Raw genomic sequence first — 23,788 nt, 5'->3', positions numbered from 1 at the left:
ATCGAAGTTATTCACAATTACTCCTTCAGATTAGGCGAGATCCCCACAAATTTCCCGCCCTCTACTCACATTTTCATGCACAAAAGCACAAAAAGTTGCTTACTGGGAGAAATATCAGTTTGACCAAGGAGTGAGCAATGACGGGCGCTAGCGGTGAGGCAAATATTTTTGTCCACAGGGGATCATAGGTTATCGACTCGGGTGTAGATAAAAGAGGAAATCGTTTCAATGCCTGTATTGATAAGGCTTACACAAGATCTCATTACAAAGATGATCGCATTTACTCACGCAAGGGTTACAATTTGATCCACAAGGTTATCACCAACCTTCCCCAAGGCATTGCACAAGGATCGCAGACTGATCCTTGCGATTGAGCCAAGTTTGCGTATAATCGCACGCCGGAATTTTCTAAACCCAATCATTGACTCTTTGCTAGTCAGTGATTACAATTCCGCCTCTTTGTTGAGAGGCGTCGGATTTTCTTCTTTATATATAGAGGAGATTAAAGGTCCCACGCCGGGTTTAGCAATAAACCTAAAACTACTGATCAGTAAAGGTAATAACCATGTCTAAACGCACTTTTCAACCTTCAGTTCTAAAGCGCAAGCGTACTCACGGTTTCCGTGCACGCATGGCGACTAAGAACGGTCGTAAAGTAATTAATGCACGTCGTGCTAAAGGCCGTGCGCGCCTTTCAAAATAATATCGAGTTATTTTGAGCAAGTACGCGTTCAATCGGGAGTTACGTCTGTTAACTCCCGAGCATTATTCAAATGTCTTCCAGCAAGCTCATCGAGCAGGCTCACCTCATTTCACCATCATCGCTCGAGAAAACACTCTTTCTCACCCTCGTCTTGGCTTAGCCGTTCCTAAAAAGCAAATTAAGACTGCTGTCGGTCGTAATCGCTTCAAACGTCTAGCTCGCGAAAGCTTTCGTAACAAACAACATCAACTTCCTAATAAAGATTTTGTTGTCATCGCAAAGAAAACAGCGCAAGATTTGAGCAATGAAGAAATGTTCAAGCTATTCGATAAATTATGGCATCGCCTGTCTCGCCCTTCGCGTGGATAACCATCGGACTGGTTAAACTTTACCAGTGGATCATCAGTCCTTTGTTAGGACCACGTTGTCGTTTTACGCCGACATGTTCTCAATACGCAATAGAAGCCCTGAAAGCTCACGGTTTTTTAAAAGGTTGTTGGTTATCCGGCAAACGTCTATTAAAATGCCATCCTTTGAGCGATGGGGGATATGACCCCGTTCCACCAGTCCAAAAACAAGACAGAGATAAATAACGATGGATTCTCAACGTAATATCCTGCTAATTGCCTTGGCGTTTGTATCTTTTTTGCTATTTAACCAATGGCAATCGTACAAGAACCCTACGCCACAACAGCAAGCACAAAATAGCAGTACTCTTCCTGCACCATCTTTTTCAGATGACCTTGCAGACCCAGCGCCACAAGCTAGCTCGCCTTCTCAGCGTCTAGTCAATGTGAAAACGGATGTGCTAACTCTGTCTATTGATACTTTCGGCGGCGACATTGTGTCGGCTGAGCTGAACCAATACGATGCAGAGCTGGACTCAGATGACAATTTTGTTCTTCTTAAGAATGAGCAAGGTCATACGTTTATCGCCCAGAGTGGTCTAGTTGGCCCTCAAGGTGTCGACCTAAGCAGCACTCAACGCCCTAACTACGAACTAGGTACTGATACCCTAGAGATGAGTGATGGCGAAGAAGAACTGCGCATTCCACTGACCTACTCTGTTAATGGTATCGACTACGTGAAAACTTTTGTTTTCAAACGTGGCAGCTACGCAATCGAAGTTCAGTACGATGTTGTCAACAACTCGGGTAACAACGCAACCTTTGGTATGTACGCTCACCTACGCCAAAACGTCATGGACGCTGGTGGTAACCTAGCAATGCCTACTTACCGTGGCGGCGCATACTCAACTGAAGATGTTCGTTACAAGAAATACAGCTTCGATGATATGCAAGACCGTAACCTGTCAATCAACCTACCAGACGGTAAAGGTTGGGCAGCTATGATCCAGCACTACTTTGCGACGGCTTGGGTTCCTCGCCAAGAGCCAGGTACTAACCTATACACTCGCGTGATCGGCAACCTTGCTGATATCGGTGTTCGCATGCCAAACAAAACCATCGCTGATGGTGGTGAAGCTCAGTTCCACGCAACACTATGGGTGGGTCCAAAACTTCAAGATGAGATGGCGGCAACCGCTGAGAACCTAGATCTAGTAGTAGACTATGGCTGGCTATGGTTCATCGCAAAACCACTGCACGTATTGCTTTCGTTCATCCAAAGCTTCGTGTCTAACTGGGGTATTGCAATCATCATCCTGACCTTCATCGTTCGTGGTGCTATGTACCCACTGACGAAAGCTCAGTACACCTCAATGGCGAAAATGCGCATGCTTCAGCCTAAGCTGCAAGCGATGCGTGAGCGTATTGGCGATGACCGTCAACGCATGAGCCAAGAGATGATGGAACTGTATAAGAAAGAGAAAGTGAACCCACTGGGTGGCTGTCTACCAATTCTTCTACAGATGCCTATTTTCATCGCACTGTACTGGTCTCTAATGGAGTCTGTTGAACTACGTCACTCACCATTCTTCGGTTGGATCACGGACTTGTCAGCACAAGACCCGTACTACATCCTACCGCTACTGATGGGTGCGTCGATGTTCCTGATCCAGAAGATGAGCCCGACTACGGTAACCGATCCTATGCAGCAGAAGATCATGACCTTTATGCCGGTGATGTTTACCTTCTTCTTCCTATGGTTCCCATCAGGTCTGGTTCTATACTGGCTAGTATCGAACATCGTAACGCTTATCCAGCAAACGCTTATCTACAAAGCGCTGGAGAAGAAAGGTCTACACTCAAAGTAACCTTTCTAAAGCAAACGAGCTAAGTAAAGATTAGCGAATCAATCAAAAGGCGGCCAAAAGGTCGCCTTTTTGCGTTGGGGTGATTACAATTCACCCCAGATAGATTTTATAACGGGCATAGCCCCAGTCAGGACACTTTATGACTACAGACACTATTGTCGCTCAAGCAACTGCACCCGGTCGTGGCGGGGTTGGCATCATTCGAGTATCAGGCCCACTAGCCGAGCAGGTTGCCATTGAAGTCACAGGGAAATCCCTCAAGCCACGTTACGCTGAGTACATTCCATTCAAAGATGAAAACGGTCTGGAGCTTGACCAAGGCATCGCCTTATACTTCCCTAACCCACATTCATTCACCGGTGAAGACGTACTCGAGTTGCAAGGCCATGGTGGCCCTGTTGTCATGGATATGCTGATCAAACGTATCCTTAAGATTGCAGGTGTGCGTCCAGCTCGCCCTGGTGAGTTTTCAGAACGTGCGTTTTTGAACGACAAAATGGACCTTACCCAAGCTGAAGCGATTGCCGACCTGATTGATGCAAGCTCAGAAGAAGCCGCAAAATCTGCACTGCAATCTCTGCAAGGTCAATTCTCGAAGAAGATCCAAACGCTGGTGGAATCGCTAATCCACCTGCGCATCTATGTCGAAGCGGCTATCGACTTCCCTGAAGAAGAGATCGACTTTCTTGCCGATGGCAAGGTCAGTGCAGACCTGCAAGCGATCATCGACAACCTAGCTGCCGTACGCCAAGAGGCCAACCAAGGCGCCATCATGCGTGAAGGTATGAAGGTGGTCATCGCAGGTCGTCCTAACGCTGGTAAGTCTAGCCTACTCAATGCCTTATCAGGTAAAGAGAGTGCAATTGTTACCGACATTGCGGGCACCACCCGTGACGTACTGCGTGAACACATCCATATCGATGGTATGCCACTGCACATTATCGATACCGCAGGCCTACGTGATGCCTCTGACGAGGTGGAGAAAATCGGTATCGAACGTGCTTGGGAAGAGATTGAGCAAGCAGACCGAGTACTGTTTATGGTGGATGGCACCACCACAGACGCCACCGACCCGAAAGATATTTGGCCTGACTTTATTGATCGCTTGCCAGAGAGTATCGGCATTACCGTTATCCGTAATAAAGCCGATCAAACTGGTGAAGAGATGGGGATCTGCCACGTCAATCAACCAACCTTGATCCGCCTATCTGCCAAAACAGGCATCGGCGTGGATGCACTACGCAACCACCTAAAAGAGATCATGGGCTTTACTGGCAACCAAGAAGGCGGCTTTATGGCTCGTCGCCGTCACCTAGATGCCCTAGAACGTGCCGCCGAACACCTAGAGATTGGCCAGCAACAGCTTGAAGGTTTCATGGCCGGCGAAATCTTGGCAGAAGAACTACGCATCACCCAGCAGCACCTCAATGAAATTACTGGGGAATTTAGCTCTGATGACTTGTTAGGACGGATATTTTCTTCATTTTGTATAGGGAAATAAGGGGTTCGAGAACCTTGATATCACAACGCTCAACTGAAAGGTTGGGCGTTTTTTGTTTTCGGTAAAAGGGTTAACGGACGCGTTGCTAAGGGTTTAAGGGAAGAGAAAAAGCCCTTTACACCAAGACCAGCCCCTTTCACCCTTAGCGCCAGCGTCCATTAACCGTTAGCAACGCGTCCGCTTCCCGATCTTTTCCCCACCCCTGAATAAGATCTTCCCCACTATGATCTTAGCCATACCAAGCCGATCCCGTATCTATCCACAATTTATCCTGAACAACTGTTTTTCCTAAGCTATTGATCCGCTAGTATAAGAGTGTCTATTTAAAGGAGAACAAAATGACAGATTCCTTCCCTCAAGCTCCTCGCGGAGAGTTTGTTCTCTTTACCAGTAAAGATGGTAAAACCCGCGTTGAATGTCGTTTTGAGTCTGATACTTTGTGGCTGTCACAATCAGCGATGGCTGAGTTATATGGCAAAGATGTTCGCACTATCAATGAGCATTTAGTTAACATTTATAGTGAAGGTGAACTTGTACAAAGTGCAACCATCCGGAAATTCCGGATAGTTCGATTAGAGGGGACAAGGCAGGTTTCTCGTCAAATAGATCACTATAACCTAGAGGCTATCTTAGCTGTTGGTTATCGGGTTCGTTCACAACGGGGAACCCAATTTCGTCAATGGGCAACACAAATATTGCAGGAATATCTGATTAAAGGTTTTGCAATGGATGATGAACGCCTAAAAAACCCACCCGTTGGGCACTCTGCTGTACCAGACTATTTTGATGAGATGCTTGAACGCATTCGAGACATCCGTGCGAGTGAGCGCCGCGTTTATCTACGAGTGAAAGAAATCTTCACGATGGCAGCAGACTACGAACCTTCAAATAAAGAAACCACTCGCTTCTTTCAAACCATTCAAAACAAACTGCATTATGCCAGTACTCATATGACAGCGGCCGAACTGATCGCAAATCGTGTAGATGCCGATAAACCAGACATGGGCCTAACGAGCTACAAAGGTGAAGAAGTACGTAAAAGTGATGTGACTATAGCTAAGAATTACCTACATGAGGATGAAATCAAAGAGCTCAATCGTATTGTAAACATGTGGCTTGATTTTGCAGAGGACCAAGCGCTACGCCGCAAGCAAGTATTCCTTCAAGACTGGGGCAATAAACTCGATCAATTCCTAGATTTCAACGACCGTGATGTACTTAGTGGTACAGGAAAAATAACTAAGAAATCAGCAGATGACAAAGCGAAGTCAGAATACGACCGTTTTGCCGCTGATCGTCGCCAACTAAAAGAAGCGGAAGGCTTACAAACCAATATTGCTGCGCTCAAAGCAATGGTAAAGAGAGATAAGTAGCTTAAACCTCCCTTTTCACCCGCAGAATTTAGCGCCCAGCCGGAAGGTTGGGCGTTTTAGTTTTCGGTAAAGGGTAAACGGACGCGTTGCTAAGGGTTTAAGGGAAGAGCAAAAGCCCTTTACTGTGACTAACTCACCAAGACCAGCCTCTTTCACCCTTAGCGCCAGCGTCCGTTAACCGTTAGCAACGCGTCCGCTTCCCGATCTTTTCCCCACCCCTGAATAAGATCTTCCCCACTATGATCTCAGTGGTACCAAGCCGATCGTGCTTCTATCCACAATTTATCCTGATCAACGGTTTTTCCTAGGCTTTTGATCCGCTAGTATATGAACAACTTAGCGCAGATAGACTCGATATAGGGACAAGCATGATCCACATTATTACTGGTAGTACTTTAGGTGGTGCAGAATACGTCGGTGATCACTTAAGTGACCTTCTTCAACAGGCAGGTTTGGAAACGACTACCCATAATCAACCGGAATTAGGTGACATTCCAGCCCAGGATATCTGGCTTATAGTGACTTCTACCCATGGTGCGGGTGACTACCCAGAAAATATCCAACCATTTATCGAAGCTTTGCAGGCCACACCACCAAAAATGAGTGGGGTTTCCTATGCGGTGGTCGCTATTGGTGATTCTAGCTACGATACCTTCTGTGGTGCAGGCCGCCATGCCCATGCCTTAATGCAAGACATTGGTGCAACCGCATTGACTGAACCATGTGAGATTGATGTGTTAGCTCATGACGTACCTGAAGACGAAGCAGAACGTTGGTTGAAAACAAATCAGGACAAATTTAGCCTCTAATTAAGCAAAGTTTTTGCTTGAGCACTAAAAAGTTAATCACTGGAATCAACTTTCTACCTTTTCTCTTGTGGATAAGTATAGAACTTTCCAGTGATTAACCTATAGTTATCCAAAGAATAAGATCTAGATCTATTTTACCGTGTGGATAAACACCTCTTTTGATCCCAGCTAATCCCAACCTAGATCAAAACAAGATCACAGTTAATGATCGTCTTAAACTGCATGATCTTATTGATCATTTCCCGCTTATCCACACGATCGTGCTTGCCTAATAATAGATCCAATAAAAAGATCTCTATATAGATCTTATATATATTTTATTCATTCTAAGAGATCCAAAACTGATTTTCTCTAGGCTAAAAAGTAGGTAGAATACTGCTCCTTTTAACTATGCTAGTCAGACTAGATTGAATACCTGAGGTCAGTTCATGCTTTATCACGAAAATTTTGACGTCATCGTAGTCGGTGGCGGACATGCGGGAACGGAAGCTGCCCTTGCATCTGCGAGAACGGGTCAACGCACACTATTATTGACTCACAATATTGACACCCTAGGCCAAATGTCTTGTAACCCTGCTATTGGCGGGATTGGTAAAGGACACTTAGTCAAGGAAGTTGATGCGCTCGGTGGATTAATGGCGCAAGCGATTGATCATTCAGGTATTCAATTTCGTACCCTAAACGCATCTAAGGGCCCAGCGGTACGAGCTACTCGCGCTCAAGCCGATCGCGCTTTATACAAAGCGTACGTACGTGAAGTGCTGGAAAACACTCCGAATCTGACCCTATTCCAACAATCGGTCGACGATTTGATCGTTGAACAAGATCGCGCTGTGGGTGTTGTGACGCAAATGGGGCTTAAATTCCACGCCAAAGCGGTGGTATTGACGGTAGGCACCTTCTTAGGGGGGAAGATCCATATTGGTATGGAAAGCTCTTCAGGAGGCCGTGCAGGAGATCCCCCGTCGATCGCACTGGCCGATCGTCTGCGTGAAATGCCATTTCGTGTTGATCGCCTAAAAACTGGTACTCCGCCACGAATTGATGCCCGTAGTGTTGATTTTTCACAGTTAGAAGCGCAACACGGTGACAATCCAACGCCTGTCTTCTCCTTTATGGGGAAACGCAGCCAGCAGCCGCGACAAATTCCTTGTTTTATCACCCATACCAATGAGAGTACTCATGAGGTGATCCGCAACAACCTCGATCGTAGCCCTATGTATGCAGGGGTGATCGAAGGTATTGGTCCACGTTACTGCCCGTCGATCGAAGATAAAGTGATGCGTTTTGCTGATAAAAACTCACACCAAATCTTTATCGAGCCTGAAGGTTTAACGACCCATGAGCTATACCCGAACGGTATCTCCACCAGCTTGCCATTTGATGTGCAGGTGCAGATTGTTCGTTCGATGAAAGGGTTTGAAAATGCACACATTGTGCGTCCAGGCTACGCTATCGAGTATGATTTCTTTGACCCGCGTGACTTAAAACAGACGTATGAAACTAAGTTTATCTCTGGCCTGTTCTTTGCTGGTCAAATTAACGGCACCACTGGCTATGAAGAAGCGGCGGCACAAGGTTTGATGGCGGGTCTAAATGCCAGTTTGCTTGCTCAAGGCAAAGAGGGCTGGAACCCACGTCGTGACCAAGCCTATATGGGTGTAATGATTGATGACCTGTCGACAATGGGCACAAAAGAGCCGTACCGTATGTTCACCTCACGTGCGGAGTACCGTCTGCTGTTGCGTGAAGACAACGCTGATCTACGTCTGACGGAGCAAGGCCGTGAGCTTGGCCTGATTGATGATGAGCGTTGGGCTCGTTTCAATCAAAAAGTTGAGAACATCGAACAAGAACGTCAGCGTCTGCGTGGCGAATGGATGAATCCGAAATCAGAAGGGATCGATGCACTGAATGATCTTCTTAAAACACCAATGACGCGTGAAGCGAGTGGTGAAGATCTTCTACGTCGTCCTGAAATCAGCTACGGCGAATTGACTAAGCTGGATGCGTTTGCCCCGGCACTTGACGATGAGCAAGCCGCAGAGCAAGTTGAAATACAAGTAAAATACGAAGGTTACATCCAGCGTCAGCAAGATGAGATCGAAAAATCGCTGCGTCATGAGAATACCGAGATCCCAGCTAACTTCGATTACAGCGCTATTTCTGGGCTGTCCAACGAAGTTGTGGCTAAGCTAAGTGATGCTAAACCACAAACCATTGGCATCGCATCGCGTATTTCAGGCATTACCCCGGCGGCAATCTCGATTTTGCTGGTGCACTTGAAGAAACAAGGCCTATTGAAGAAAGGAGTTGCCTAAATGAGTACCTTACGAGCGACTCTGGATAAATTGATCGCCCAAACCGATTTAGAGGTGAATGAGCGTCAACGTGAACAATTGGTCGGTTACGTTGAGATGCTGGATAAGTGGAACAAAGCGTACAACTTAACCTCAGTACGTAACCCACAAGATATGTTAGTGAAACATATCTTAGATAGTATCGTTGTAAGTCCTCACTTACCGGGTGAGCGCTTTATTGATGTGGGCACTGGCCCTGGGTTGCCAGGAATTCCTTTGTCTATCATGAATCCGGACAAAGCGTTTACTTTGCTTGATAGCTTGGGCAAGCGTATTCGTTTTATCAAACAAGTAGTGCATGAGCTGAAAATAGAGAATGTTACGCCAGTCCAAAGTCGAGTTGAAGAATTTCAACCTGAAGTTGGTTTTGATGCAGTATTGAGCCGAGCATTTGCTTCCATTAGTGATATGGTGGAGTGGTGTCATCATCTGCCAAAAGCAAACACGGGCGTGTTCTTGGCGCTGAAAGGGACGCATCCAGCCAATGAAATCGACCAACTGCCGGAATGGTGTTCTGTGACCGATATCATAGCTTTGCAAGTTCCTGAGTTAGAAGGTGAGCGACATCTAGTAACCTTGACCCGTAAGGACGATTAACGAGGTATAGCGTGGGACGAATTATATCAATTGCCAATCAGAAAGGCGGTGTAGGGAAAACAACCACTTGTGTCAATCTAGCGGCTTCCATGGCGGCGACACGACGAAAGGTATTGGTGATTGATCTCGACCCACAAGGTAATGCCACGATGGCCAGTGGCGTTGACAAGTATCAAGTCGACGCTACGGCTTATGATTTATTGGTTGAAGACGTGCCATTTGACGAAGTGGTATGTAAAAAAACCAGCGGTGGCTATGACTTAGTTGCTGCAAATGGCGATGTTACGGCAGCTGAAATCAAGCTGATGGAAGTGTTTGCCCGTGAAATACGCCTTAAGAATTCGTTACAATTAGTTCGTGATAACTATGATTTCATCTTTATAGATTGTCCGCCTGCACTTAACCTTCTTACAATCAATGCTATGGCCGCATCAGACTCGGTGTTGGTACCTATGCAGTGTGAATATTTTGCCCTTGAAGGCTTAACCGCACTGATGGATACCATCAGTAAGCTTGCTGCTGTAGTGAATGATAACTTGAAGATAGAAGGTCTGCTTCGCACCATGTATGACCCGCGTAACCGCTTGTCAAACGAGGTGTCTGATCAACTCAAACAACACTTTGGCGATAAAGTCTATCGCACGGTGATCCCTAGAAACGTTCGTTTGGCCGAAGCGCCAAGCCACGGGAAGCCTGCGATGTATTACGACAAATACTCCTCTGGAGCAAAAGCCTATTTGGCGCTTGCAGGAGAGATGTTACGCCGAGAAGAAGTTCCAGTTTAAAGCTACACAGAAAGGATACCCCATGTCGAAACGCGGTTTAGGCAAAGGTCTGGATGCCTTATTGGCGACCAGTTCAGTTGCACGTGAAAAACAGCAAACCATCGCCCATAGCCAGTCCATGTCGACCGAAGGCGAGCTGTGCGATATTCCTGTTGGCCATTTGAAAGCAGGAAGTTATCAGCCACGTAAGGAAATGGAGCCTGAAGCTTTGGCAGAACTCGCTGCCTCAATTAGCTCTCAAGGCGTCATTCAACCGATAGTTGTTAGACAAATTGGTCAGGAAAGTTACGAAATCATTGCGGGTGAACGCCGTTGGAGAGCCTCGAAGCAAGCAGGTCTCAAGGTCGTTCCTTGTTTGGTCAAGAAGGTGACGGATAGAGCTGCGGTAGCTATGGCACTTATTGAGAATATTCAGCGTGAAGACCTCAATGCTATCGAAGAAGCTCAAGCCCTTGAAGGACTACAAAAAGAGTTCGAATTAACTCACCAACAAGTCGCAGATGCTATTGGTAAATCTCGTACTGCGGTATCAAACCTTTTGCGTTTGAACCAGCTTGAAGAGGGCGTGAAACAGCTTGTTGCAAACAAAGCATTGGAAATGGGGCATGCACGTGCTTTATTGAGTCTTGACTCAGTAGCGCAGTTGGAAGTTGCTCAAATCGCGGCAGACAAGAAGCTCACGGTGAGACAAACCGAGCAGCTAGTTAAAAAGCATTTGGCACCAAAAACCGCTGCCAAGCCTGAAGTTGTTGATCACGAGGCGCAGGAGATTTCTCAGCGTCTAAGTGAAAAATTGGGGTCACAAGTCTCTATTGTGCGCAATTCAAGTGGTAGAACAAAACTCACAATTAGTCTTGACGAACCTCACAAATTCGAGCAACTAATTGCAATACTTGAACGCTAAATGAGATAATTGATTTAGGTCAAATGTGACCAAAAATTGGTTTTTGAACGAAAGTTGACGATTTGTAAATAAAAACACCAGTTTTTAGAGCCTTTTCATTGCAAAAAAGGCGACTCATCGTATAATTTTCGCCGTCTTCCATGCTCGCCGAGCACGGTGGTGTGGTAGATTAATCGAGGTATGAATACATGGTAGCTACGCTAGCCAAACCAGGACGAGAGCTTGCTAAGCGATTGTTAATGATTCAAGTTAGCGTGGTTATTTTTCTGGCAGTAGGGATGAGTGCCATCATCAATACTGGGTGGGGATTTTCTGCACTGGTTGGAGGTAGCATTTTTGTTATCGCTAATGCAGTGTTTGCGTTCTTTGCCTTTAAGTATAGTGGAGCGCGAGCAGCACGTCTGATCGCCAATTCATTTTACGCAGGGGAAGCGCTCAAAATTGTCATCACAGTGGTCCTTTTCTCCATTGCCTACATGTATATGCAGGTGGAACTCGTTCCCCTCAAACTGACCTATTTGCTGGTTCTTGGTGTTAACATTTTTGCGCCAGCACTATTCATTAACAACAAAAAATAGGACGAGTTATGGCTGCGCCAGGTGAAGCGCTAACGTCGTCTGGATACATTGATCACCACCTCACAAACCTTTCTACTTATAAGTTAGGTCTTGTGGCGGAGGAGACAAGTTTCTGGAACGTACACATCGATAGCCTGTTCTTTTCTGTGTTTACTGGATTGATTTTCCTTTGGATTTTCCGTTCAGTGGCAAAGAAAGCAACAGTGGGTGTGCCAGGTAAGCTTCAGTGTGCTGTAGAAATGATCGTAGAATTTGTCGATACCAACGTCAAAGATACGTTCCATGGACGCAACCCTCTGATAGCCCCTCTAGCACTAACTATCTTTTGTTGGGTATTTTTAATGAACTTGATGGACCTTGTGCCTATCGATTTCTTACCTTACCCAGCTGAGCATTGGCTCGGTATCCCTTACTTGAAAGTGGTACCTTCTGCTGATGTGAATATCACCATGGCTATGGCTCTAGGCGTATTCGCTCTGATGATTTACTACAGCATCAAAGTGAAAGGTCTAGGTGGGTTCGCTAAAGAATTAGCATTACATCCATTTAATCACCCAGTGATGATTCCGTTTAACCTACTGATTGAAGTTGTGTCGCTACTGGCGAAACCTCTATCTCTTGGTATGCGTCTATTCGGTAACATGTTCGCAGGTGAGGTTGTATTCATTCTTTGTGCGGCAATGCTACCATGGTGGCTACAATGGTTAGGTTCACTTCCGTGGGCTATTTTCCATATTCTGGTTATCACGATCCAAGCCTTCGTATTCATGATGTTGACCATCGTATATCTATCGATGGCACACGAAGACTCTGATCATTAATTATTAATTTTTTAAGCTTTTTTATTTAGGCATATAAGCCAACAACTATAAAATTGGAGATAGTAATGGAAACTTTACTGAGCTTTTCTGCAATCGCCGTAGGTATTATCGTCGGTCTTGCTGCACTAGGTACTGCGATCGGCTTCGCACTACTAGGTGGTAAATTCCTTGAAGGCGCTGCACGTCAACCAGAAATGGCTCCTATGCTGCAAGTTAAGATGTTCATCATTGCAGGTCTATTGGATGCGATCCCTATGATCGGTATCGTAATCGCACTTCTATTCACATTTGCGAACCCATTCGTTGGTCAGCTAGCTGGTTAATTTAAACCGCTGAATTGATTCATTATTATTCGCTGACGAATAAATAGAGGGGTAGCTGTTGTGAATATGAACGCAACTCTGCTAGGTCAAGCAATCTCGTTCGCACTGTTTGTGTGGTTCTGCATGAAGTATGTATGGCCGCCAATCATGGATGCGATCGAAGAGCGTCAGAAAAAAATTGCTGACGGTTTGCACGCTGCTGAACGCGCTGCAAAAGATCTTGATCTGGCACAAGCCAATGCTTCGGACCAACTGAAAGAAGCAAAGCGCGCAGCAACTGAGATCATTGAACAAGCGAACAAGCGTAAAGCTCAAATCGTGGACGAAGCTCGTGAGGAAGCTCAGGCAGAACGCCAGAAAATCCTATCGCAAGCAGAGGCTGAGGTTGAAGCTGAACGTAACCGCGCTCGTGATGATCTGCGCAAACAAGTTGCTACTCTGGCTGTAGCTGGTGCTGAGAAAATCCTTGAGCGTTCTATCGATGAGAACGCACACAAAGATATTCTCAACAACATTACTGCAAAACTTTAAGTTTGGGGGCGCATATGTCTGACTTGACAACTATCGCACGCCCCTATGCTAAAGCAGCCTTTGACTTTGCTGTAGAGAAAGGTGAGCTCCAGTCTTGGGCTGAGATGCTAACTTTCGCTGCCGAAGTTGCTAAAAACCCACAAGTGCAAGAGCTCCTAACGGGCTCTGTATCTGCCGATAAACTGGCAGAGATTTTCGTTGCCGTGTGTGGTGAACAAGTGGATGTACATGGTCAGAACTTTTTGAAAGTGATGGCTGAGAATGGCCGACTACAGGCCCTTCCTGATGTAAGTACACAATTCCATCTTCTTAAACAAGAACATGAGAAGCGTGTCGATGTTGACGTAATTTCAGCAACTGAGCTGGATGAGCAACAACAAGCTGACATCAGCAGTAAACTTGAGCAACGTCTTGAACGCAAGGTCAAGCTGAATTGCAGTGTAGATGAGACCCTACTTGGTGGGGTTATTATTCGAGCCGGAGACCTAGTCATCGATAACTCAGCTCGCGGTCGTTTAAACCGCCTGAGCGATGCATTGCAGTCTTAATGGGGATTGGAGCATGCAACTTAATTCCACGGAAATTAGTGATCTGATCAAACAGCGTATCGAGTCATTCGAAGTTGTTAGTGAAGCTCGCAACGAAGGTACTATCGTATCGGTAAGCGACGGTATCATTCGCATCCACGGCCTAGCGGACGTGATGCAAGGTGAAATGATTGAATTACCGGGTGGCCGTTATGCACTAGCACTTAACCTTGAGCGTGACTCGGTTGGTGCGGTTGTAATGGGCCCATACGCCGACCTTAAGGAAGGCACAAAAGTAACAGGTACTGGTCGTATTCTTGAAGTACCAGTAGGTCCTGAATTGCTTGGCCGTGTAGTGAACACACTAGGTGAGCCAATCGATGGTAAAGGTCCAATTGAAGCAAAACTGTCTTCACCTGTTGAAGTGATTGCACCTGGCGTAATCGACCGTAAATCGGTAGATCAGCCAGTACAAACTGGTTACAAATCTGTTGACTCAATGATCCCAATCGGTCGTGGTCAGCGTGAGCTTGTAATCGGTGACCGTCAGTGTGGTAAAACTGCAATGGCGATCGATGCAATCATCAACCAGAAAGATTCTGGTATCTTCTCAATCTACGTAGCAATTGGTCAGAAAGCTTCTACCATCGCTAACGTAGTACGCAAACTGGAAGAGCACGGTGCACTGCAAAACACTATCGTAGTGGTTGCTTCTGCATCTGAGTCTGCTGCACTGCAATACCTAGCGCCTTACGCAGGTTGTGCAATGGGTGAGTACTTCCGTGACCGCGGTGAAGATGCTCTGATTGTTTATGATGATCTATCTAAGCAAGCAGTAGCTTACCGTCAAATCTCTCTACTACTGAAACGTCCACCAGGCCGTGAAGCATTCCCAGGTGACGTATTCTACCTTCACTCTCGTCTACTAGAGCGTGCAGCTCGTGTAAGCGAAGAGTACGTAGAGCGTTTCACTAACGGTGAAGTAAAAGGTAAGACGGGTTCTTTGACTGCTCTACCTATTATCGAAACCCAAGCGGGTGACGTTTCAGCGTTCGTACCGACTAACGTAATCTCGATTACTGATGGTCAGATCTTCCTGCAAACCGAACTGTTCAACGCCGGCGTACGTCCAGCGGTTGACCCAGGTATTTCGGTATCTCGTGTAGGTGGTTCTGCTCAGACGAAAATCATCAAGAAGCTTTCTGGTGGTATTCGTACGGCACTTGCGGCGTACCGTGAGCTAGCAGCATTTGCTCAGTTCTCATCAGATCTTGATGAAGCAACTAAGCGTCAGCTAGACCATGGTCAGAAAGTAACTGAGCTAATGAAGCAGAAGCAGTACGCTCCAATGTCTGTTTTTGACCAAGCTCTAGTTATCTTTGCGGCAGAACGTGGCTACCTAGAAGACATTGAACTGAACAAGGTTCTAGACTTCGAAGCAGCTCTACTATCGTACGCTCGCGGTCAATATGCAGAACTTGCTGCTGAGATCGACAAGACGGGTTCTTACAACGATGAAGTTGAAGCGCAATTTAAGAAAATTGCTGACGACTTCAAAGCAACCCAAACTTGGTAATTCGGTTGGTGGCAGCAATGCCACCTACTAATGGAGAGTAACGATGGCCGGCGCAAAAGAGATACGTAATAAAATCGGTAGTGTGAAAAGCACTCAGAAGATTACGAAAGCAATGGAAATGGTAGCCGCTTCTAAGATGCGTCGCAGTCAAGACGCTCGTGAAAGCTCCCGTCCATATGCGGAAACAATGCGTAAAGTGATCGGTCATGTGGCAAACGCAAACCTAGAGTATCGTCATCCATACCTAGAAGAGCGTGAAGCCAAACGTGTTGGTTACATCATTATTTCTACCGACCGTGGTCTATGTGGTGGTTTGAACATTAACTTGTTCAAGAAAGCCATCCTAGACATGAAGGATTGGAAAGAGAAAGGTGCAGAAGTTGACTTGGCCATTATTGGCTCAAAGGCAACGGCATTTTTCAACAACAGCGGCGCAAAAGTATCGGCGCAAGTTTCTGGCCTAGGCGATAGCCCAGCACTAGAAGACTTGATTGGTTCGGTTGGCGTTATGCTGAAGAAATATGATGAAGGTGAGTTGGATCGCCTATACGTGGTGTACAACGAGTTTGTAAACACCATGGTTCAAGAACCAACGATCGATCAATTGCTTCCTTTGCCTAAATCAGACAGCGAAGAGATGCAGCGCACGCACTCATGGGATTACATCTATGAGCCTGAACCAAAACCTCTGCTCGATGCACTGCTTGTGCGTTACGTAGAGTCTCAGGTTTACCAAGGTGTAGTTGAGAACCTTGCTTGTGAGCAAGCGGCTCGAATGATTGCGATGAAAGCTGCGACAGACAACGCCAGCAACCTGATTGAAGACTTAGAACTTGTGTATAACAAAGCCCGTCAGGCGGCTATCACACAAGAACTGTCGGAAATCGTTGGCGGTGCCGCTGCGGTTTAAGCTTAGGTGAAACGAAATAGTTTAGAGGATTAACGATGGCTACAGGTAAGATCGTACAGATCATCGGTGCGGTAGTCGACGTAGAGTTCCCACAGAGCGAAGTACCTAGTGTATATGACGCTCTAAATGTTACTGAATCAAAAGAGCGTCTAGTTCTTGAGGTTCAACAACAGCTAGGCGGTGGCGTAGTTCGTTGTATCGTAATGGGTAGCTCAGATGGTTTACGTCGTGGCGTTGAAGTAGTAAATACTGGCGCTCCAATTTCAGTACCAGTAGGTACTAAGACCCTAGGTCGTATCATGAACGTTCTTGGTGACGCGATTGATGAGTGTGGTGAGATCGGTGCTGAGCAGCACTACTCAATCCACCGTGAAGCACCTAGCTACGAAGAACAATCAAACGAAACAGCTCTCCTAGAGACTGGTGTTAAGGTAATCGACCTAGTTTGTCCATTCGCTAAGGGTGGTAAAATCGGTCTATTCGGTGGTGCAGGTGTAGGTAAGACCGTTAACATGATGGAGCTTATCAACAACATCGCACTTCAACACTCAGGTCTATCTGTATTTGCAGGTGTTGGTGAGCGTACTCGTGAAGGTAACGACTTCTACTTTGAGATGCAGGAAGCAGGCGTTGTAAACGTTGAAAATCCTGAAGAGTCTAAAGTAGCAATGGTTTACGGTCAGATGAACGAGCCACCAGGTAACCGTCTACGTGTTGCACTGACGGGTCTAACAATGGCAGAGCGTTTCCGTGACGAAGGTCGTGACGTTCTACTGTTCGTTGATAACATCTACCGTTACACACTAGCGGGTACCGAAGTATCAGCACTTCTTGGTCGTATGCCATCGGCGGTAGGTTACCAGCCGACGCTTGCGGAAGAGATGGGTGTACTTCAGGAGCGTATCACGTCAACTAAGCAAGGTTCTATCACGTCTGTACAGGCGGTATACGTACCTGCGGATGACTTGACTGACCCGTCTCCAGCAACCACGTTCGCACACTTGGATGCAACGGTTGTACTTAACCGTAACATCGCAGCAATGGGTCTATACCCAGCGATCGACCCACTAGATTCAACGTCTCGTCAGCTAGACCCTCTAGTAGTAGGTCAAGAGCACTACGACATCGCTCGTGGCGTTCAGTCTACTCTACAGCGTTATAAAGAGCTGAAAGATATCATCGCGATTCTAGGTATGGACGAGCTATCTGAAGAAGATAAGCAAGTTGTATCTCGTGCACGTAAGATTGAGCGTTTCCTAACTCAGCCTTACCACGTAGCGGAAGTATTTACTGGCGACCCAGGTGTTTACGTACCTCTTAAAGAGACTCTACGTGGCTTCAAAGGTCTTCTAGCTGGTGATTACGATGACATTCCAGAGCAAGCGTTCATGTACTGCGGTACGATTGACGATGCTGTTGAGAATGCTAAGAAGCTATAAGGCTAACTAGGAGGCGATATGGCAGCAATAACCTTCCACCTAGACGTTGTTAGTGCTGAGAAGAAACTTTTTTCCGGTCTAGTTGAAACGTTTCAGGTGACTGGTAGCGAAGGTGAACTGGGTATTTTCTCAGGCCATACTCCGCTGCTGACCGCTATTACGCCGGGAATGGTGCGCATAGTTAAGCAACACGGCCACGAAGAGATTCTTTATGTCTCGGGTGGTATCGTTGAAGTTCAGCCGGGTACAGCGACTGTACTGGCTGACACAGCAATCCGTGGTGAAGACCTAGACGCAGCTAAGGCAGAAGAAGCCAAACGCAAAGCTGAGGAGCATATCCAAAATCAGCATGGCGATATGGACTTTGCACAAGCGGCAAGTGAACTGGCTAAAGCCATTGCTCAGCTACGAGTAATCGAGTTGACCAAGAAAGTACGTTAATCGTACTCGCGTAGATTTAGACGTATCAACGCATTGTAAAAGGCGACCTTTGGGTCGCCTTTTTTGTATCTATCAAATTCGCAACAAAAATTAAAATCGCTGCAATTAACACCACAGCAAAAACAGGTTAAAATCCGACACTTAATACAACGACGTCTCTAGGGAAGATCTATGAACTTCAGCGCGGTAATCCTCGCGGCGGGCAAAGGCACCCGTATGTACTCTAATAAGCCTAAAGTGCTGCATACCTTGGCAGGAAAGCCGATGGCAAAGCACGTTATCGATACCTGTAGCGGCCTTGGTGCACAGAACATCCACTTGGTTTATGGCCACGGTGGCGATCAGATGCAAGCTGAGCTTGGCAACGAGCCAGTTAACTGGGTACTGCAAGCTGAGCAGTTAGGTACGGGTCATGCGGTAAACCAAGCCTCTGACAAGTTCGCTGACGATGAAAAAGTACTGGTGCTTTACGGTGATGTTCCGCTTATCTCCTCTGAAACGGTAGAAAACCTACTTGATGCCCAACCAATTGGCGGTATTGCGCTACTGACAGTGGTGTTGGATAACCCTCATGGTTACGGTCGTATCGTGCGCAAGAACGGCCCTGTGGTGGCGATTGTTGAACAAAAAGATGCTTCCGAAGAGCAGAAGTTAATCAAAGAAATCAACACCGGTGTGTTGGTGGCAACGGGCGGCGATCTCAAACGCTGGCTAGCGGCACTGAAGAATGAAAATGCGCAAGGTGAATACTACCTTACCGACATTATCGCTGCGGCGCACGATGAAGGTCGAGCGATTGAAGCTGTTCACCCTGCAAACCCAATCGAAGTAGAAGGCGTGAATGACCGCGCTCAACTGGCGCGTCTTGAGCGAGCTTTCCAATCTATGCAGGCGCAAAAGCTGCTAGAGCAAGGTGTGATGCTGCGTGATCCAGCGCGCTTTGACCTGCGTGGTGAATTGCAGTGCGGCATGGATTGTGAGATTGACACTAACGTTATCATCGAAGGTTCCGTATCTCTAGGTGATAACGTAGTGATCGGAGCAGGCTGTGTGCTTAAAGATTGTGAGATCGACGATAACACCATCGTGCGCCCATACAGTGTAATTGAAGGTGCAACAGTGGCAGAAGACTGTACTGTGGGCCCATTCACTCGTCTACGCCCTGGAGCAGACTTACGTAATGACTCTCACGTAGGCAACTTTGTTGAAGTGAAGAATGCACGCATTGGCGAAGGCTCTAAAGCGAACCACCTGACTTATCTAGGTGATGCCGAAATTGGCCAGCGAACTAATATCGGTGCAGGCACTATTACCTGTAACTACGATGGTGCGAACAAGTTCAAAACCATCATCGGTGATGACGTATTCGTTGGTTCTGACTCGCAGCTGGTGGCACCAGTGACGATTGCTAACGGTGCAACGGTTGGTGCTGGTACAACACTAACCAAAGATGTTGCCGAAGGTGAGTTAGTCATCACTCGCGCTAAAGAGCGCAAGATTGCTGACTGGCAACGCCCAGTGAAGAAAAAATAGTCCCAACAGATTAGTGAGTGCCCGCATTATGCGGGCATTTTTTTGCCTATATTTTTAAAAAAGTTTATTCAATCCCCTTGAAGAGCATTTTTACCGCCCCTATATCTAGTTATGAAGAGGATGCCAAACGGGCCTCTTAACCGCTTGTCCCAGCCTTCGCTCTGATGAGGAAGCAAAAAGGGAAAGCATACAACTTAACTCCAAACAGCCCCACGTCCCAACGGAGTGGTGAGACTGTTTCTCTTACCTTTGAGCCCCAAACATGTGTGAGCGCTCGGGTAAGACTATTGCTTAACTAGAAGGATAGTATTATGCGCAATGTAGATTTCACTCCACTGTACCGTAACGCCATTGGCTTTGACCGTCTGCTTAACCTAATGGAAGCAAACACAGCCAAGAATAGCTCTGGCGGTTACCCTCCATACAATATCGAGCAGCAAGACGAAAACAAATATCGCATCACTATGGCGGTAGCAGGTTTTGCAGAAGATCAGTTGGACCTTACTCAAAAAGAGAATGTACTGATTGTTCGTGGCGAGCGTAAACCAGAAGAGAACAAGACCTACGTTTATCAAGGCATTGCTGAGCGCGACTTTGAGCGTAAATTCCAACTCGCTGATTACGTAAAAGTGATTGGCGCTAACATGGAAAATGGTTTGCTTCATATCGACTTAGAACGCGAGATCCCAGAAGCGATGAAGCCACGTAAAATCGAGATCGGTGGAAGTAAGTTGATTGAGGGCTAAGAGCTCACTTGCAGCTGAATAGATAGAATAACGCCCGCTTGATAGCGGGCGTTTTTATTACTTATACATCAGCTCTTTTGTCGTACTACCGTCAGGCTGGTGAATGATTTCTAAGTAGCCAGAGTCACCACTTCGGCTAGCGCCTGCAACATATCCTTTGTCACAGTTAGTTGGAGTATCGAAATCAAAGCCGAGTTGATTGGCAATGAAATCAGATAGCTGAACCTGAAAAGAGACACTACATGCCCCAAGTGAGCGAGTCGCTTTTTGGGCAACCAAATGGTCATTGGAAGCGATATAGACTGGAACTAGATAGTTTGATTCTGCACTGAAGCTGCCGTGCCCTGAAGCGTTGGCAGTGACATATTGGCCGTGGTCTGAAGTCATGATAAAACTCCATTTCCCTGTGGTGTTCTGCTCTAGGTAGTTTTGCAATTGCTTCATTAACTCATCGGTGTAGTAGACGCTGTTTAGGTACTCATTGTAAGAGCTGTCCTCACCAAATTTTTTGAACTCTTTCGGAGTGCGAATCGAGTACGGCATGTGAGAGCCCATTTGATGAAGCACGATAAAGTTTTTATCTTTGAGATTGACTTGTTTCAACCAATTGAGCAGTTCCATATCCAAAACACTCTCTCGCCCATCGTGAGTGATGGAAAAAGAGTCGTCATAGTGATCAATCCACTGTCGACCAATCATGGATACTAAGCTCAGCCCGTAACTGGTTTGCGCAGAGTAGAAGTGCGTTGTATAGCCTTGTTCTTTGGCCATTTTAAATAGATTGGCATTACTTTGGGCTATCTGTCTTGTGCCATTTGGCTTAACCACTGACTGGAAGAAATATGGGAGACTGACATCGGTAAATAGACCTCCCGAGAAACCCTCACCTAGATATCTGTCATCACGCTTTGCTTGCTCTGCTAACCAAGGCGTCGTGTTTTTCTCGAATCCTAATGCGCCAACATATTTTGAGGACAGGCTTTCACCCATAACAAAAACAATATTTTGAAACTCCGGTGCCTTGATTCGCTCGGGCGCAGGTCTGACAAATTGAGCAACATTGGACTGGCCAAAGACTTCTTGCGGAATGGTATGAGCACTAAAGTAGCCTAGAGTGTATAGGGCACTTTTGAATGCTGAGTGCTCATTGTAAGGCTTTATACCTAGCAGATTTTCAGGATTAGCGATCTGTTTAATCGGATAGAAAAGCATGACAACAAGCGCCAGTGCACTGGCCCAAATAGATTTCTTCTTGTGATTAGCTTTTGAAGCCATTACAACCAGACTTGCAAGAATGGTCACTGCACAAAGAGTTGCAACCAGAGAATGTGCAATTGAATCTTTACCTGAATCGAGAACTTCTAAGAACTTTTCGAACAGCAACCAAAGCTTGATTGGCGATATAAAGAAGCCATAAGTGGCGATGCTGCCAAATTGAATTAGGTACACCGCCCCAATAAAGGCAAGGAACATCCAGGTTATCGCTTTGATGCCAGAAAAACAGACGATCAGAGCCAGTATTGTTCCGATAAAGAAGCTTTCTAGTGGGTTATCTGCGGGGATAACTTCATAGTAGTGGCGCACTGCGGTTTCACAGGCGACAACAATCGCTCCTACCAAAAAGGAATATATCAGTGCAAATACTGGGTACGATTTGAAAACACGTAGGATAGAAGGCATAGGAGTATCGATTAATAAAACACGCCGCGATTCTACCCTTCGTTGGTTAATTTGTCATCATACAATCAATGTAGCAAGCTCTGGGCTAAGTAAGGATTCCTTACTTTGCGTAGGCCTTGATCACTTCCTCTGCAATCACCGCAATTCCTTGCTGCATCTTGTCATCGTCTTGAACATAGTTCATGCGTAAGCATTGGTGAGCGTGGTCCCAATCGTCTTGTTGGCCGATAAAGAAGTATTCACCCGGTACGATTAATACTCCACGGGCTTTAAGGCGTTTATACAGCTCCATGGTGGTGATAGGCAATTCGTCAAACCATAGCCAGAGGAAGATAGCGCCTTCCGGTTTATGAATGCGAAAGCGAGGATCGGGGATCGCTTGTTGCAGCAGCTCCACTGCTCGCTGCGACTTTTGCTGGTAAAACGGCAAGATCACATCGTGGCTCAGCCTTAGAAGATCTTGCTTCTCGATCATGTGGTGGCCTAATGCTGGCCCTACGCTGCCTGGTGCTAGGCTGATGATGCCGTTCATGTTGGTCATTGCTTGTGTTACTTCTTCACTCGCAATCACAATGCCGCAGCGAACGCCGGGCAATCCGAGTTTGGAAAGGCTCATGCACAAAATAGTGTTTTCATTCCAAAACGGTTCAACATCTTCAAAGATGATGTTGGGAAATGGCAAACCGTAAGCGTTATCGATGATCAGAGGAATATCATGTTGCTGGGCTAACTTATCGAGCTTGTGGATCTCTTGGTCGGTTAATACGTTGCCTGTTGGGTTGGTTGGGCGAGAAACACAAATTGCCGCCACGGAGTCATCGACCTTCATCTGTTCAAAGTCGACATGATATTTGAACTGACGATTGTCGAGCATTTCGATTTCTGGGTGATAAGAGATAAAGATATCCTCATCAATGCCAGCATCACCATAGCCAATATACTCGGGAGCTAATGGCAGAAGAATTTTCTTGTGCGACCCATCGGCATGTTTGCCTGCAAACAGATTAAATAGATAAAAGAAGCCACTTTGACTGCCATTAGTAAGCGAGATGTTTTTTTCGCTGATGTTCCAGCCATAAGTGTTTTTAAGCAAGCTAGCGAGCGCTTTAACAAACAAGTCTTTGCCTTGAGGGCCATCATAGTTTGCTAGTGCAGCGACCAATTCATTGCTATCTAGTAGCTCTTGAGTGGCTTGATGGTAGTAATCGAGCATCTCTGGGATGGCTGCTGGGTTACCGCCGCCGAGCATGATGGCACCTGGTGTACGCAGCCCGTCATTAAGATCATCCATTAATTGGGTTATGCCTGAATACTGATTAAATTTTTCACCAAACTTTGAGAACTGCATCTGCGTTACTACCTAATTCATTGCGATTGCTTCGGTCAATTTGTGCTGATACTGGGTCAGCTAAACGAGTAATCCTTGACCTTACATC

The 23,788-nt window shown here is 46.3% G+C and carries 24 protein-coding genes; 22 read left to right on the top strand and 2 right to left on the bottom strand.

The annotated features are described in order from the left end of the window. Positions 1-565 precede the first annotated feature (565 nt). From rpmH to J4N39_RS14780, 22 genes are all read left to right on the top strand, one after another. Positions 566-703, top strand: coding sequence for a 50S ribosomal protein L34 (gene rpmH, locus J4N39_RS14885; protein WP_004400210.1), 138 nt, complete (start codon positions 566-568; stop codon positions 701-703). Between the two features lie 45 nt (positions 704-748). Next, positions 749-1,072, top strand: coding sequence for a ribonuclease P protein component (gene rnpA, locus J4N39_RS14880; protein WP_252023779.1), 324 nt, complete (start codon positions 749-751; stop codon positions 1,070-1,072). Next, positions 1,039-1,296 carry a membrane protein insertion efficiency factor YidD gene (yidD, locus tag J4N39_RS14875; protein ID WP_252020835.1) on the top strand — a complete coding sequence of 86 codons (258 nt, stop codon included), beginning with the start codon at positions 1,039-1,041 and terminating at the stop codon, positions 1,294-1,296. The genes rnpA and yidD overlap by 34 nt, the downstream gene beginning before the upstream one ends. Positions 1,297-1,298: 2 nt before the next feature. After that, positions 1,299-2,918 carry a membrane protein insertase YidC gene (gene yidC, locus J4N39_RS14870; RefSeq protein ID WP_252020833.1) on the top strand — a complete coding sequence of 540 codons (1,620 nt, stop codon included), beginning with the start codon at positions 1,299-1,301 and terminating at the stop codon, positions 2,916-2,918. Between the two features lie 139 nt (positions 2,919-3,057). Further along, positions 3,058-4,419, top strand: coding sequence for a tRNA uridine-5-carboxymethylaminomethyl(34) synthesis GTPase MnmE (mnmE, locus tag J4N39_RS14865; protein ID WP_252020831.1), 1,362 nt, complete (start codon positions 3,058-3,060; stop codon positions 4,417-4,419). Positions 4,420-4,757: 338 nt separating this feature from the next. Further along, positions 4,758-5,792 (top strand): virulence RhuM family protein, encoded by a 1,035-nt coding sequence (locus J4N39_RS14860; RefSeq protein WP_252020829.1) that lies wholly within the window; start codon positions 4,758-4,760, stop codon positions 5,790-5,792. Positions 5,793-6,160: 368 nt separating this feature from the next. Further along, entirely contained in the window at positions 6,161-6,601 is a 441-nt protein-coding gene (gene mioC, locus J4N39_RS14855) for an FMN-binding protein MioC (RefSeq protein WP_252020827.1), read from the top strand. 428 nt (positions 6,602-7,029) lie between these two features. Continuing rightward, a complete protein-coding gene (gene mnmG, locus J4N39_RS14850) occupies positions 7,030-8,922 on the top strand; it encodes a tRNA uridine-5-carboxymethylaminomethyl(34) synthesis enzyme MnmG (RefSeq protein WP_252020825.1) in 1,893 nt (630 codons plus the stop codon). Continuing rightward, positions 8,923-9,558 (top strand): 16S rRNA (guanine(527)-N(7))-methyltransferase RsmG, encoded by a 636-nt coding sequence (gene rsmG / locus J4N39_RS14845; RefSeq protein ID WP_252020823.1) that lies wholly within the window; start codon positions 8,923-8,925, stop codon positions 9,556-9,558. 11 nt (positions 9,559-9,569) lie between these two features. Further along, entirely contained in the window at positions 9,570-10,343 is a 774-nt protein-coding gene (locus tag J4N39_RS14840) for a ParA family protein (RefSeq protein WP_252020821.1), read from the top strand. 22 nt (positions 10,344-10,365) lie between these two features. Next, positions 10,366-11,247: a ParB/RepB/Spo0J family partition protein gene (locus J4N39_RS14835; protein WP_252020819.1), complete on the top strand. Its 882-nt coding sequence runs from the start codon at positions 10,366-10,368 to the stop codon at positions 11,245-11,247. A 188-nt stretch (positions 11,248-11,435) separates the two neighbouring features. After that, positions 11,436-11,825, top strand: coding sequence for a F0F1 ATP synthase subunit I (locus J4N39_RS14830; protein WP_252020817.1), 390 nt, complete (start codon positions 11,436-11,438; stop codon positions 11,823-11,825). An 8-nt stretch (positions 11,826-11,833) separates the two neighbouring features. Next, positions 11,834-12,646: a F0F1 ATP synthase subunit A gene (gene atpB / locus J4N39_RS14825; RefSeq protein ID WP_252020813.1), complete on the top strand. Its 813-nt coding sequence runs from the start codon at positions 11,834-11,836 to the stop codon at positions 12,644-12,646. A 65-nt stretch (positions 12,647-12,711) separates the two neighbouring features. Further along, on the top strand, positions 12,712-12,969 hold the full coding sequence (gene atpE, locus J4N39_RS14820) for a F0F1 ATP synthase subunit C (protein ID WP_068334124.1): 258 nt from the start codon (positions 12,712-12,714) through the stop codon (positions 12,967-12,969). 60 nt (positions 12,970-13,029) lie between these two features. Further along, on the top strand, positions 13,030-13,500 hold the full coding sequence (gene atpF / locus J4N39_RS14815; protein WP_252020810.1) for a F0F1 ATP synthase subunit B: 471 nt from the start codon (positions 13,030-13,032) through the stop codon (positions 13,498-13,500). 14 nt (positions 13,501-13,514) lie between these two features. Continuing rightward, positions 13,515-14,048, top strand: a complete 534-nt coding sequence (atpH, locus tag J4N39_RS14810; protein ID WP_252020807.1) for a F0F1 ATP synthase subunit delta — start codon at positions 13,515-13,517, stop codon at positions 14,046-14,048. Between the two features lie 13 nt (positions 14,049-14,061). Further along, positions 14,062-15,603 carry a F0F1 ATP synthase subunit alpha gene (atpA, locus tag J4N39_RS14805; RefSeq protein WP_252020804.1) on the top strand — a complete coding sequence of 514 codons (1,542 nt, stop codon included), beginning with the start codon at positions 14,062-14,064 and terminating at the stop codon, positions 15,601-15,603. A 43-nt stretch (positions 15,604-15,646) separates the two neighbouring features. After that, positions 15,647-16,513 (top strand): F0F1 ATP synthase subunit gamma, encoded by an 867-nt coding sequence (gene atpG, locus J4N39_RS14800; protein ID WP_252020802.1) that lies wholly within the window; start codon positions 15,647-15,649, stop codon positions 16,511-16,513. A 35-nt stretch (positions 16,514-16,548) separates the two neighbouring features. Further along, positions 16,549-17,952 carry a F0F1 ATP synthase subunit beta gene (gene atpD, locus J4N39_RS14795; RefSeq protein WP_252020800.1) on the top strand — a complete coding sequence of 468 codons (1,404 nt, stop codon included), beginning with the start codon at positions 16,549-16,551 and terminating at the stop codon, positions 17,950-17,952. An 18-nt stretch (positions 17,953-17,970) separates the two neighbouring features. Continuing rightward, complete coding sequence (locus J4N39_RS14790) at positions 17,971-18,393, top strand: F0F1 ATP synthase subunit epsilon (protein ID WP_252020798.1); 423 nt, start codon at positions 17,971-17,973, stop codon at positions 18,391-18,393. 171 nt (positions 18,394-18,564) lie between these two features. After that, a complete protein-coding gene (glmU, locus tag J4N39_RS14785; RefSeq protein WP_252020796.1) occupies positions 18,565-19,926 on the top strand; it encodes a bifunctional UDP-N-acetylglucosamine diphosphorylase/glucosamine-1-phosphate N-acetyltransferase GlmU in 1,362 nt (453 codons plus the stop codon). A 311-nt stretch (positions 19,927-20,237) separates the two neighbouring features. Further along, positions 20,238-20,672, top strand: a complete 435-nt coding sequence (locus J4N39_RS14780; RefSeq protein ID WP_252020792.1) for an Hsp20 family protein — start codon at positions 20,238-20,240, stop codon at positions 20,670-20,672. 57 nt (positions 20,673-20,729) lie between these two features. On the opposite strand, the gene J4N39_RS14775 is transcribed toward J4N39_RS14780, so the two are convergent. Both J4N39_RS14775 and J4N39_RS14770 read right to left on the bottom strand, forming a co-directional pair. Continuing rightward, positions 20,730-22,352, bottom strand: a complete 1,623-nt coding sequence (locus tag J4N39_RS14775; protein WP_252020790.1) for a phosphoethanolamine transferase family protein — start codon at positions 22,350-22,352, stop codon at positions 20,730-20,732. A 100-nt stretch (positions 22,353-22,452) separates the two neighbouring features. Next, positions 22,453-23,700 (bottom strand): valine--pyruvate transaminase, encoded by a 1,248-nt coding sequence (locus J4N39_RS14770; RefSeq protein ID WP_252020788.1) that lies wholly within the window; start codon positions 23,698-23,700, stop codon positions 22,453-22,455. Positions 23,701-23,788 lie beyond the last annotated feature (88 nt).

The organism is Vibrio sp. SCSIO 43136 (assembly GCF_023716565.1).
Lineage (GTDB): Bacteria > Pseudomonadota > Gammaproteobacteria > Enterobacterales > Vibrionaceae > Vibrio.
This window is presented reverse-complemented; position numbering and strand designations above follow the sequence as displayed.